The sequence below is a fragment of the Streptomyces humi genome (assembly GCF_001005085.2).
Lineage (GTDB): Bacteria > Actinomycetota > Actinomycetes > Streptomycetales > Streptomycetaceae > Streptomyces > Streptomyces humi.
Window position 1 is genome coordinate 131110 of the sequence record NZ_LBMU02000003.1, and the last position, 12843, is coordinate 143952.

Below are 12843 nucleotides of genomic sequence, written 5' to 3' on the forward strand. Positions count from 1 at the left end.
GACTGCGCCCATAAGCACCGAGTTACCGAAGTGGGCCGCCATGAGTGAGAACAGTGCTACGCGTGTGCTCGAAGACGGACAGAAACCGGAACAACTCCGAGCATCCGAACTGCGCCCGCTGCTCGCCGCGATGACCGCCGCGCGGGACGGCGACTTCACCAAGGCGCCGGAGACCGGGGAGGGGATCGTCGCCGAACTCACCGCGGTCTTCAACCAGATCTTGGACCGCAGCGTTCACTTCAACACCGAGGTGCAGCGCGTGAAACGGGAACTGGTACGCCACGGCCGTCTCGACGAACGGCTGTCGGCGAGCCCCGGCCAGGGCGCCTGGACCTCCCGTGTCAACGACGTCAACCAGGTGCTCGACGCCCTGGTCGCCCCCGCGGCGAACGCCACGCGCGTGCTCGACGCGGTGGCCGGCGGCGACCTCACCCAGCGGGTCGACCTGCACGACGGCAGCCGCCAGTTGCGCGGCGACCTGCGCCGGCTGGGCCGCACGGTGAACAAGACGGTCGACCAGCTGTCCCTGTTCACCGGCGAGGTGACCCGGGTGGCCCGCGAAGTCGGCACCGAGGGCCGGCTCGGCGGCCGGGCCAAGGTGCAGGGCCTGTCGGGCAGCTGGCGGGACGTGACCGAGGCCGTCAACACCATGGCGTCCCGGCTGACCGCGCAGGTCCGTGACATCGCCCTGGTGACGACCGCGGTGGCCCGCGGCGACCTCACCCGCACGGTGACCGTCGAGGCGACCGGTGAGCTGCTGGAGCTGAAGCTCACCGTGAACACGATGGTCGACCAGCTCTCCGCCTTCGCCGACGAGGTCACCCGGGTCGCCCGCGAAGTCGGCACCGAGGGCCAGCTGGGCGGCCGCGCCCAGGTACGGGGTGTCTCCGGCGTGTGGAAGGACCTCACGGACAACGTCAACTTCATGGCGTCGAACCTGACGTCCCAGGTCCGCAACATCGCCCAGGTGACGACAGCCGTCGCCAACGGCGACCTTTCGCAGAAAATCACCGTCGACGCGAAAGGCGAGATCCTTGAACTGAAGTCGACCATCAACACGATGGTCGACCAGCTCTCCGCCTTCGCCGACGAAGTCACCCGCGTCGCCCGCGAAGTCGGCACCGAAGGAAACCTCGGCGGCCGAGCGCAGGTCAGAGGCGTCTCCGGCGTCTGGAAAGACCTCACCGAGAACGTCAACTTCATGGCGGACAACCTGACCTCGCAGGTCCGCAACATCGCCCTCGTCTCCACGGCCGTCGCCCAGGGCGATCTCGGCAAGAAGATCACGGTGGAGGCGAAAGGCGAGATCCTTGAACTGAAGTCGACCATCAACACGATGGTCGACCAGCTCTCCGCCTTCGCCGACGAAGTCACCCGCGTCGCCCGCGAAGTCGGCACCGAAGGAAACCTCGGCGGTCAGGCGCAGGTCAGAGGCGTCTCGGGCGTCTGGAAAGACCTCACGGACAACGTCAACTTCATGGCGCTCAACCTGACCTCGCAGGTCCGCAACATCGCCCAGGTGACGACAGCCGTCGCCAACGGCGACCTTTCCAAGAAAATCACCGTCGACGCACGCGGCGAGATCCTCGAACTCAAGGACACCGTCAACACGATGGTCCAACAACTGCGGGCCTTCGCCGACGAGGTGACCCGCGTGGCCCGCGAGGTCGGCACCGACGGCCGGCTCGGCGGCCGGGCCCAGGTCCTCGGCGTCTCCGGGGTCTGGCGGGACCTCACCGACAACGTCAACTACATGGCCGACAACCTCACCTCCCAGGTGCGCAACATCGCCCAGGTCGCGACGGCCGTCGCCCAGGGCGACCTGTCCCGGAAGATCGACGTGGACGCGCGCGGCGAGATCCTGGAACTGAAGACCACCATCAACACGATGGTCGACACGCTGTCGTCCTTCGCGTCCGAGGTGACCCGCGTGGCCCGGGAGGTGGGATCCGAGGGCCAGCTCGGCGGCCAGGCCCGGGTGGAGGGCGTGTACGGCACCTGGAAGCGCCTGACGACCAACGTGAACGAACTCGCGCTCAACCTCACCACCCAGGTCCGCGCGATCGCCGAGGTCGCCTCCGCCGTCGCCCAGGGCGACATGTCCCGCTCGATCACGGTCGAGGCCCGCGGCGAGGTAGCCGAACTGAAGGACAACATCAACCTGATGGTGGCCAACCTGCGCGAGACCACCCGCGCGAAGGACTGGCTGGAGTCCAACCTGGCCCGGCTCGCCGCACTGATGCAGGGCCACCGGGACCTGATGGAGGTCGCCGACCTGATCCTGCGCGAACTGACCCCGCTGGTGAACGCCCAGTACGGCGCGTTCTTCCTGGCCGACCCGGACGACGACGGCGCCACCGTGCCCACGGCCGTACCGGCGAAGGGCCTCGCCTTCATCGCCGGCTACGGCTCCGCGCAGGGCGCGACCGTCGAGACCGGCGGTCTCCCCGTGCACGGCCTGATCCACCAGGCAGCCCGTGAGAAGAAGCGGATCCTCGTCGAGGAGACCCCACCGGACTACATCAAGATCAACAGCGGGCTGGGGGAAGCCGCGCCGACGACGATCGTCATCATCCCGATCCTCTTCGAGGACAAACTCCTCGGCGTGATCGAACTGGCCTCCTTCTCCCGCTTCTCCGACGTCCACCTGGCGTTCTTCGACCAGTTCGTCAACACCATCGGTGTGGCGATCAACACGATCATCGCCAACTCCCGCACCGAGTCCCTGCTCGGCGAGTCGCAACGGCTGGCGATGCAGCTCCAGGAACGCTCGGACGAACTCCAGGAACAACAGGCCGAACTACAGCGTTCCAACGCCGAACTGGAGGAGAAAGCAGCCCTGCTGGCGACCTCCTCCCAGTACAAGTCCGAGTTCCTGGCGAACATGTCCCACGAACTGCGCACCCCGCTGAACTCCCTGCTGATCCTGGCCCGGCTGCTGTCCGACAACCCGGACGGCCGCCTCTCCGACCAGGAGGTCCAGTTCGCCACGACGATCCACCGTTCGGGCTCGGACCTGCTCCAGCTCATCAACGACATCCTCGACCTGTCGAAGATCGAGGCCGGCCGGATGGACGTCCGCCCCAAACGACTCCCCCTGATCAAACTCCTCGACTACGTCCACGCCACCTTCCGCCCGCTCACCCTGGACCGGGGGCTGGCCTTCGAGGTCGCGGTCGGCGAGGACGTACCGCGCGAGATGTACTCGGACGAACAACGCCTCCAGCAGATCCTGCGCAACCTGCTCTCCAACGCCATCAAGTTCACCGCCAAAGGACGCGTGGAACTCCGGGTGTCCCGGGTCAAGGACCCCGAGCACCACTACGTCCGCGACAGCGACGACGTGATCGCCTTCCAGGTCACCGACACCGGCATCGGAATCGCCGCCGAAAAACTCCCAGTGATCTTCGAGGCGTTCCAGCAGGCCGACGGCACCACGAACCGCAAGTACGGCGGCACCGGCCTCGGCCTGTCCATCAGCCGGGAGATCGCCGGCCTGCTCGGCGGCCACATCGTCGCCGAGAGCGAACCGGGCACCGGCTCGACGTTCACCCTGTACGTCCCGGTCGTCAGCCCCGGCCACACGGCCGCCGGCCCGACCGCACCGGAGGGCCGCCCTCTCGCACTGCCCGGCCCCGCCGCCCCCCACGACACGGACGACGCCTGGCCCGCACCGGCGAAACTCAAGGCCTGGCAGTCCGGCCGCGCCGGCCGGATCCTCCCCGGCCGCCGCGTCCTGATCATCGACGACGACATCCGCAACGTCTTCGCGCTCACCCACGTCCTGGGCCGCGTCGGCATGCCGGTGCTGTACGCGGAGAACGGCCGGGAAGGCATCGAGACCCTCGAACGCAACCCGGACGTCGAACTCGTCCTGATGGACATCATGATGCCGGAGATGGACGGCTACGAGACCATCGCGGCCATCCGCCGAGCCCCACGCTGGACAGGCCTGCCGATCGTCGCCCTCACGGCGAAGGTGATGCCCGGCGACCGGGAGAAGTCCATCGCGCACGGCGCCAACGACTACGTGCCCAAGCCGGTGGACGTCGACCGGCTGCTCACCGTCGTCACGGCGCTCCTGGACCCCGACACCACGGAAACCGTCGCCACGGCCGACAACGAACGGACGGAGCAATGATCCCTGACGAGCGGGCCGGCATCCTCCTGGTCGACGACATGGAGGACAACCTCATCGCGCTGGAAGCCGTTCTCGGCTCACTGAACGAGCCCATAGTGCGGGCACGTTCCGGTGAGGAGGCGATGAAGGCCCTGCTGCGCCGCCGTTTCGCCGTGGTCCTCCTCGACATCCGCATGCCGGGCATGGACGGCTTCGAGACGGCCGCGAACATCAAACGACTCGACCAGACGAAAGACGTCCCGATCATCTTCCTGACGGGCATGGAGGAGGACGCGGGATACGCGTTCCGCGGCTACGCGACGGGCGCGGCCGACTACCTGACCAAGCCGTTCGACCCGTGGGTGCTGCGGGCGAAGGTCAACGTGTTCCTGGAACTGCACCGGAAGAACCAGCAACTCCAGGCACTGCTGAACCGGGAACAGGCGAGCTTCAACGAACTCAGCAAGCGACTGGCGGTCCTGGAGGACCGCCTGTCCGAGGAACCCGTCGACGTAGCAACACTGAAGAAAGAAGCCGGAAAACTGCGTCAACTGCTGAGCAAGGAAAGGTCGTACTGACGCGAACGGGCGCGGGGAACCGTGCGACCGGCCCCCACGCGCCCGTACCTGACAGCTCTAGGCTTCCCGCGCCCCGGCGTACATCTCGTCGATGAGATGCTTGTACTCCCGCTCCACGACCGGCCTCTTCAGCTTCAGACTCGGCGTGATCTCCCCGTGCTCCACGTCGAGGTCCCGGGGAAGCAGCCGGAACTTCTTGATGGTCTGCCACTTCTGGAGACCTTCGTTGAGCTGCTTGACGTATCCGTCGACCATCTCGACGGTCACCGGCGCGGCCACGACCTCGGCGTAGGACTTGCCGTCCAGGCCGTTCTCCTTGGCCCATTCGAGGATCGCGGGCTCGTCGAGGGCGATCAGCGCGGTGCAGAAGTTCCGGTCGGCGCCGTGCACGAGGATGTTGGAGACGTACGGGCAGACCGCCTTGAACTGTCCCTCGACCTCGGCCGGCGCGATGTACTTGCCGCCGGACGTCTTGATGAGGTCCTTCTTCCGGTCGGTGATCCGCAGATAACCGTCAGGGGACAGTTCGCCGATGTCACCGGTGTGGAACCAGCCGTCGCTCTCCAGGACCTCGGCGGTCTTCTCCGGCAGCCCGTGGTAGCCCTGCATGATGCCGGGGCCGCGCAGCAGGATCTCCCCGTCGTCGGCGATCCGGACCTCGCAGCCGGGCAGCGGCTTTCCGACCGTACCGGTGCGGTAGGCCTCGCCGGGGTTCACGAAGGACGCGGCCGAGGACTCCGTCAGGCCGTAGCCCTCCAGGATGTGCACGCCGGCGCCGGCGAAGAAGTAGCCGATCTCGGGTGCCAGCGCGGCGGAGCCGGAGACACAGGCCCGCAGCCGTCCGCCGAAGGCCTCGCGCAGCTTGGAGTACACCAGGCCGTCGGCGACCTTGTGCTTGGCGGCCAGCCCGAAGGGCGCGGTCGCGGCGCCGGTGCGGCGGAAGTTGTCCTGGGTGACCTTGGCGTACTCGCGGGCGACCTCGGCCGCCCACTGGAAGATCTTGTACTTGGCCGCGCCGCCCGCCCGGGCCTTCGCCGCGACGCCGTTGTAGACCTTCTCGAAGATGCGCGGCACGGCGGCCATGTACGTCGGCTGCACGACCGGCAGATTCTCGATGATCTTGTCGACGCGGCCGTCGACGGCGGTGACGTGACCGACCTCGATCTGCCCGGAGGTGAGCACCTTGCCGAAGACGTGGGCGAGCGGCAGCCACAGGTACTGCACGTCCTCGCCGCTGATCAGCCCGGTCGCGGCGATCGCCTTCGCCATGTACGACCAGTTGTCCTGCGGCAGCCGCACACCCTTGGGGCGGCCGGTGGTACCGGAGGTGTAGATCAGCGTGGCGAGCTGGTCCTTGGTGATCGCGCCGACCCGCTCCTTGATCAGCTCGGGGTGCTTCTCCAGGTACTTGGCGCCGCGCTGTTCCAGTTCGGCGAGGGTGATGACCCAGTCGCCGGTCTCGACGCCGGCCCCGTCGATGACGACGACCTGGGTGAGCTCGGGCAGTTCCGCGCGCTTCTCGACGGCCTTGGCGAGCTGGGCCGCGTCCTCCGCGATCAGCACCCGGCTCTCGGAGTCGGAGAGGATGAACGCCGACTCCTCGGCGTTGGTCTGCGGGTAGACGGTCGTGGTGGCCGCGCCGGCGCACAGGATGCCGAGGTCGGCGAGGATCCACTCGACGCGGGTGGAGGAGGCGAGGGCGACCCGCTGCTCGGGCTGGATGCCGAGTTCGATGAGGCCGGCCGCGATGGCGTAGACCCGTTCGGCCGCCTGCGCCCAGCTGAGCGACTTCCAGTCGTCCGGGCCCTCGCCGGAGGCGGCGGGTACCGGGTAGCGGTAGGCCTCGGCGTCCGGTGTGGCCGTCACCCGATCCAGGAAGAGGGCCGCCACGGACGGCGGTCGGTTCTCGATCAGTGTCTGTGTGTCGCTCACGACATCCTCCGGGACCCGCGACGGTGCGGCTGGCTCAGTGCGGCTGGGTGTACTCACGGTGGGGCTGACGCTGGTTGTTTAACTCGCGAGTAACTATCGAGCAGGGATCAGAGTAAGCCGCGACCGGGCTGTGCGTAAGGGGCATCGGCCTGTCTGTTTCCCCGCATCTTCCACGCAGAGCGACGCTACGCGCGCGTAGGGGCCCGCCGCGCTTTCGTACGGCGGACCCCTGTTGCGCCCGGTTTGCGACCGCGATCGACTGTTACCGTCGGTTACTTCTTGCTCTTGGCCGATCCCGCGCTGTCATCACTGCTCAGGACCGCGATGAAGGCCTCCTGAGGAACCTCCACGGAACCCACCATCTTCATCCGCTTCTTGCCTTCCTTCTGCTTCTCCAGCAGCTTGCGCTTGCGGGAGATGTCGCCGCCGTAGCACTTGGCGAGGACGTCCTTGCGGATGGCACGGATGGTCTCGCGGGCGATGACCCGGGAGCCGATGGCGGCCTGGATGGGCACCTCGAAGGCCTGCCGGGGAATCAGCTCGCGCAGCTTCGCGACGAGCCGCACACCGTAGGCGTAGGCCGCGTCCTTGTGCGTGATCGCCGAGAACGCGTCGACCTTGTCGCCGTGCAGCAGGATGTCGACCTTCACCAGGCTGGACGTCTGCTCACCGGTGGGCTCGTAGTCGAGCGAGGCGTAACCACGGGTCTTCGACTTCAACTGGTCGAAGAAGTCGAAGACGATCTCCGCGAGGGGAAGGGTGTACCGGATCTCGACCCGGTCCTCGGAGAGGTAGTCCATCCCGAGCAGCGTGCCGCGCCGGGTCTGGCACAGCTCCATGATCGAGCCGATGAACTCGGTCGGCGCGAGGATCGTGGCCCGTACGACGGGCTCGTACACCTCGTTGATCTTCCCCTCGGGGAATTCGCTCGGATTGGTGACGGTGTACTCGGTCCCGTCCTCCATGACCACGCGGTAGACCACGTTGGGCGCGGTGGCGATGAGATCGAGACCGAACTCGCGCTCCAGCCGCTCCCGGATCACGTCCAGGTGCAGCAGGCCGAGGAAGCCGACGCGGAAACCGAAGCCGAGGGCGGCGGAGGTCTCCGGTTCGTAGACGAGCGCGGCATCGTTGAGCTGCAACTTGTCCAGCGCCTCGCGCAGCTCCGGATAGTCGGAGCCGTCGAGCGGATAGAGCCCGGAGAAGACCATGGGCTTCGGGTCCTTGTAGCCGCCCAGGGCCTCCGTGGCGCCCTTGTTCTGACTGGTGACGGTGTCACCGACCTTGGACTGCCGGACATCCTTCACACCGGTGATCAGGTAACCGACCTCGCCGACGCCCAGGCCGTCCGCGGACAGCATCTCCGGCGAGTTGGTCCCGATCTCCAGCAGCTCGTGCGTGGCACCCGTCGACATCATCCTGATGCGCTCGCGCTTGTTGAGCTGGCCGTCGATGACACGGACGTACGTCACGACACCGCGGTAGGAGTCGTAGACCGAGTCGAAGATCATGGCCCGGGCGGGCGCGTCGGCGACACCGACCGGCGCCGGAATCTCCTTGACGACCTTGTTCAGCAGCGCGTCGACGCCGACACCGGTCTTCGCGGAGACCCGCAGCACGTCGTCCGGGTCGCAGCCGACCAGGTTCGCCAGTTCCTCGGCGAACTTCTCCGGCTGCGCCGCCGGCAGGTCGATCTTGTTGAGCACGGGGATGATCGTGAGGTCGTTCTCCATCGCCAGGTACAGGTTGGCGAGGGTCTGCGCCTCGATGCCCTGGGCGGCGTCGACAAGGAGGATGGTGCCCTCGCAGGCCGCCAGCGACCGCGAGACCTCATAGGTGAAGTCGACGTGCCCCGGGGTGTCGATCATGTTGAGGATGTGCGTGCTGCCCTGGTCCGGGCCCTCGGTGGGGGCCCAGGGCAGACGCACCGCCTGGGACTTGATCGTGATGCCGCGTTCGCGCTCGATGTCCATCCGGTCGAGGTACTGAGCACGCATCTGCCGCTGCTCGACCACACCGGTCAGCTGGAGCATCCGGTCGGCGAGCGTGGACTTGCCGTGGTCGATGTGCGCGATGATGCAGAAATTGCGGATCAGAGCCGGGGCGGTACGGCTCGGCTCGGGCACATTGTTAGGGGTCGCGGGCACGCAGGGTCCTGTCTCTTGAGGCGCCTTATGCCTCGGGTCGGATCGATACGTAGCCTCCATGGTCCCATGGAGAGCGACCGGGGGACGGTTTGGGCTGGCAGCCACCCCGCTGCTAGTCTGGGCAGCTGTGTCTCATGCCCTCTCAGCGCGAGGCACTGTCAATCAGAAAACACCCGGTACGCGACCCGGATCTCTCCATGCCTTCGTTGCCCGGAGAAATCCTGGCCCGTGCCTGAACCTGAAAAGGCTCATTCGTGGCGAACATCAAGTCCCAGATCAAGCGGATCAAGACCAACGAGAAGGCTCGGCTGCGCAACAAGGCCGTCAAGTCCTCCCTGAAGACCGCGATCCGCAAGGCCCGCGAGGCCGCTGCCGCGGGTGACGTCCAGAAGGCCACCGAGCTCCAGCGCGCTGCCGCGCGTCAGCTCGACAAGGCCGTCTCCAAGGGCGTCATCCACAAGAACCAGGCCGCCAACAAGAAGTCGGCGCTTGCTTCCAAGGTCGCTTCCCTCCAGGGCTGAACCTCTTCTTTCTTGATCTGACCGCCGGAAGGACCCAGAGCGGGCCCTCTCTCATCCGCTCCCGACCGGCACACCGAGGATCGACGCGCGGCCTGCGTTCGCCACGCGGGCGTTGATCCGACAGCTTGAACCGAAGGCCCCGTCCTCCGCCCTTCCCCAGGGCGACGGACGGGGCCTTCGGTGCGCGCGGCTCCGGGCACCCGGAGCACGGGCCGGCCGGCGCTAGCCGCGCCCCCGCGACCGTGCGGCGCGCGCGATGGTCACCACGGCCTTCTCCAGGGCGTACTCGGGGTCGTCCCCGCCGCCCTTCACCCCCGCGTCGGCCTCGGCAACGGCCCGCAGCGCGACCGCGACCCCGTCCGGTGTCCAGCCGCGCATCTGCTGCCGTACCCGGTCGATCTTCCACGGCGGCATCCCGAGTTCCCGCGCGAGATCGGCGGGCCGGCCGCCCCGGGCTCCGGACAGCTTCCCGATCGCCCGCACGCCCTGCGCGAGCGCGCTCGTGATCATCACCGGTGCGACCCCGGTCGCCAGCGACCAGCGCAACGCCTCCAGCGCCTCGGCCGTCCGTCCTTCCACGGCCCGGTCGGCGACGGTGAAGCTCGACGCCTCGGCCCGCCCCGTGTAGTACCGCCCGACGACTGCCTCGTCGACGGTGCCCTCGACGTCCGCGGTGAGCTGCGACACCGCCGACGCCAGTTCCCGCAGATCACTGCCGATGGCGTCGACGAGGGCCTGGCAGGCCTCCGGCGTCGCGGACCGCCCGAGCGCCCGGAACTCACCGCGTACGAACGCGAGCCGGTCGGCGGGCTTGGTCATCTTCGGGCACGCGACCTCCCGCGCCCCCGCCTTGCGGGCCGCGTCCAGCACTCCCTTGCCCTTGACGCCGCCCGCGTGCAGCAGCACGAGCGTGATCTCCTCGGCGGGCGCCCCGAGATACGCCTTCACGTCCTTGACGGTGTCGGCGGACAGGTCCTGCGCGTTGCGTACGACCACGACCTTGCGCTCGGCGAACAGCGACGGGCTGGTCAGCTCCGCGAGGGTGCCGGGCTGCAACTGGTCCGGGGCCAGGTCCCGGACGTCCGTGTCGGCGTCGGCGGCCCGGGCGGCGGCCACCACCTGCTGCACGGCACGGTCGAGCAGCAGGTCCTCCTGGCCCACGGCAAGGGTCACCGGGGCGAGCGGATCGTCATCAGCAGTCTTCTTGGCCATCGCGCCAAGCATCCCACGGTCCACTGACAACGCGGCCGGACAGCCGGCCGCCGCTCACCGGCACCTCCGCCGGGAACGGCACCTTCGACAAGAACGGCACGTCCGCCGGGAAGGGCAGGTCACGGCTCCTCCCGCCAGCCCTCCCACTCCCCCGCGAACTCGTCCAGCGCCGCCGGGTCCAGCAGGCCTTCCTCGTCCCTCAGCAGCACCAGCCACTGCGCGTCCTCCGCGTCGTCCTCCCCCGCCAGCGCGTCCCGTACCAGCCGTGGCTCCTCGGCGACTGCGAACCGCTCCCCGAGCGCCTCGGCCGCCTCCTCCGCCGCGTCCCGGTCCGGCAGCACCAGCACATGTCTCACATCGCTCACGGCATCATTCTCGGGCACCGCCGCGCACCGGACCGAGCCAGGACGGCCGGCTCAGCCCTTGGGCACGATCTGCACGTCCAGGTCGATCCGGATGCTCGGTCCGACGACCGCGATCCCGCGCGCCAGCATGGTCTGCCAGCTCACGGTGAAGTCGTCGCGGTGCAGTTCGGTGGTGGCCCGGCAGGCCGCCCGCACCTCGCCCTCCATGCCGTTGCCGAGGCCGAGGTACTCGGTGTCCAGCGTGACCGTCCGCGTCACGCCGTGCAGCGACAGCGCCCCGGTGACGGCCCACCTGGCGCCGCCCCTGTGCACGAACCGCTCGCTGTAGAACTCCAGCGTCGGGAACCGCTGCACGTCCAGGAAGTCCGCCGACCTCAAATGGTCGTCCCGCATCCGCACACGCGTGTCGATGGTCGCGGCGTCGATCACCACGTGCATCGCGGACTGCTCCATCTGTTCGGCGATCCGCACCGCACCCGCGAACGAGTTGAACCGCCCGTGGATCCGGGCCAGCCCGATGTGCCGCGCGGTGAACCCGATCGAGGAGTGCGCGGGCTCGATCTCCCAGTCCCCGGGGGGCGGCAGTTCGGGCGGCTGGGCGACCTGAAGTGTCACGTCGCCGAGCGAGGCGAGGGAGTTCTCGCCGACCTGCGCGGTGGCCCGGTACGGCGTGAACCCCTCGGCGAACACCGCCAGCCGGTACTCCCCGGCCGGCACGGTCGTCATGAACGACCCGTAGGGGTCGGCGCCCCCGCTGACCACCGTGCGCCCCATGGCATCGCTGACCGCGAACTCCGCATTCGCCACCGGTTCGTTGACCGGGTCGAGCACCCGGCAGCTCAGCACCCCGGCATCCGGCGGAATGTGCACCGCCGCGAGGGGGCTCGTCCGCTGCACCCGGTTCGTTCGGTTTCCCATCAAGCGGCCGAACATCCACGCCACCCCTGTACGCCTCGCCACCACCCGTTACCGGAGATACATTCGATCACTGATGAGGCTTTCGAGGCAACACAGGCCCACATAGCGGTAATCCAGCCCATGCGCCGCGACTACCCACGAGTAGCACACTATGCGGCACTAGTGGCGTGTAATCCCGTGACGACCGAATCAGCCGATCTGGTCGTCCTTTCGTAGCTTTCGCACAGCCGGCACACGGTCCAGTTCGATCCCGAACCGAACCCGGTAGACCCCGAGCACCTCCTCGTCACTCCCCAACTCCCGCACGTCGCGCGCTCCCTCCGCCGTCGTCACCGTCAGCGTCCGTCCCCCGAGCGTGATCCGGCCGCCGTCCTCGGTGACCCGGGAACAGACCAGTGACTGCGTGAAGTGCGACGCCGGCGAGGTGCTGTGCCACCACACCCCGGCCGTGAAATCCCCGAGCACCCGCGGCCTGACCTCCAGCCGGTACTCCGGCCGCCCGTTCCGCAGCACGTCCAGATCCCCGGACGCCCCGTCGCCCGCTCCGCCCGCCGCCGCCTCCGCCGCGTCCGGTCCGGTTTCCGTGATCCGGAACGACCCGCCCGGGTCAGCCTGTTCGCCCCGCTCCGCGAACGCCAGCGGGTAGTGGCTGTGCGCCCCGAACCCGACGTCCGCCAGCCATTCGCTCCCGTCCACCGTCCGTACCCGCAGCGCGAGATGGTCGTACGGGATCCCCAACCTCCCCGCCTCCCCGTACACCCGCCCCGCCAGCGGCGTCACCCCGAAGCCCAGCGCGGTGAGCAGGACGGCGAACGCGCCGTTGAGCTCGTAGCAGAACCCGCCGCGGCCCGCACCCACCACCTTGTCCAGCAGCCGCTCCTCCTCCAGCACGATCTCCTCACCGAGGTGGATCGACAGGTTCTCGAAGGGCACCGTCAGCAGATGCCGCAGATGCAGCTCACGCAGGGCAGCGGCGCTGGGCCGGGGCGGACGGGCGGTGCCGAGACGGTGGAGGTAGGCGTCGATCCGCGCGGAGTTCACCGAGTTCAT

At 68.4% G+C, this 12843-nt stretch carries 9 protein-coding genes; 3 read left to right on the plus strand and 6 right to left on the minus strand.

Annotated elements, in window-relative coordinates; genetic code table 11:
* Window positions 1-40 precede the first annotated feature (40 nt).
* Window positions 41-4141 (plus strand): HAMP domain-containing protein, encoded by a 4101-nt coding sequence (locus tag AAW13_RS01765; RefSeq protein ID WP_206306127.1) that lies wholly within the window; start codon window positions 41-43, stop codon window positions 4139-4141.
* Window positions 4138-4698, plus strand: a complete 561-nt coding sequence (locus AAW13_RS01770; protein WP_046733198.1) for a response regulator — start codon at window positions 4138-4140, stop codon at window positions 4696-4698. The genes AAW13_RS01765 and AAW13_RS01770 overlap by 4 nt, the downstream gene beginning before the upstream one ends.
* Before the next feature lie 57 nt (window positions 4699-4755).
* Here AAW13_RS01770 and AAW13_RS01775 read toward each other — a convergent pair whose 3' ends face one another.
* Window positions 4756-6630: an AMP-dependent synthetase/ligase gene (locus AAW13_RS01775; RefSeq protein WP_046733199.1), complete on the minus strand. Its 1875-nt coding sequence runs from the start codon at window positions 6628-6630 to the stop codon at window positions 4756-4758.
* Between the two features lie 272 nt (window positions 6631-6902).
* A complete protein-coding gene (gene lepA, locus AAW13_RS01780) occupies window positions 6903-8777 on the minus strand; it encodes a translation elongation factor 4 (RefSeq protein WP_046733200.1) in 1875 nt (624 codons plus the stop codon).
* A gap of 254 nt (window positions 8778-9031) precedes the next feature.
* Here lepA and rpsT point away from each other — a divergent pair, with 254 nt between their 5' ends.
* Window positions 9032-9298: a 30S ribosomal protein S20 gene (gene rpsT, locus AAW13_RS01785; RefSeq protein WP_046733201.1), complete on the plus strand. Its 267-nt coding sequence runs from the start codon at window positions 9032-9034 to the stop codon at window positions 9296-9298.
* A gap of 222 nt (window positions 9299-9520) precedes the next feature.
* On the opposite strand, the gene holA is transcribed toward rpsT, so the two are convergent.
* From holA to AAW13_RS01805, 4 genes are all read right to left on the minus strand, one after another.
* Window positions 9521-10510, minus strand: coding sequence for a DNA polymerase III subunit delta (gene holA / locus AAW13_RS01790; RefSeq protein WP_206306128.1), 990 nt, complete (start codon window positions 10508-10510; stop codon window positions 9521-9523).
* Window positions 10511-10629: 119 nt separating this feature from the next.
* Window positions 10630-10875 (minus strand): hypothetical protein, encoded by a 246-nt coding sequence (locus AAW13_RS01795; protein ID WP_046733203.1) that lies wholly within the window; start codon window positions 10873-10875, stop codon window positions 10630-10632.
* A 51-nt stretch (window positions 10876-10926) separates the two neighbouring features.
* Window positions 10927-11808, minus strand: coding sequence for a YceI family protein (locus tag AAW13_RS01800; protein WP_071659384.1), 882 nt, complete (start codon window positions 11806-11808; stop codon window positions 10927-10929).
* 174 nt (window positions 11809-11982) lie between these two features.
* Complete coding sequence (locus AAW13_RS01805) at window positions 11983-12843, minus strand: arylamine N-acetyltransferase family protein (protein WP_046733231.1); 861 nt, start codon at window positions 12841-12843, stop codon at window positions 11983-11985.

Bases quoted from the DNA above. Each gene is read 5' to 3' on its own strand.
- holA (WP_206306128.1), bottom strand. From the start codon at position 10,510: ATGGCCAAGAAGACTGCTGATGACGATCCGCTCGCCCCGGTGACCCTT.
- AAW13_RS01805 (WP_046733231.1), bottom strand. From the start codon at position 12,843: ATGAACTCGGTGAACTCCGCGCGGATCGACGCCTACCTCCACCGTCTC.
- AAW13_RS01765 (WP_206306127.1), top strand. From the start codon at position 41: ATGAGTGAGAACAGTGCTACGCGTGTGCTCGAAGACGGACAGAAACCG.
- AAW13_RS01800 (WP_071659384.1), bottom strand. From the start codon at position 11,808: ATGTTCGGCCGCTTGATGGGAAACCGAACGAACCGGGTGCAGCGGACG.
- AAW13_RS01770 (WP_046733198.1), top strand. From the start codon at position 4,138: ATGATCCCTGACGAGCGGGCCGGCATCCTCCTGGTCGACGACATGGAG.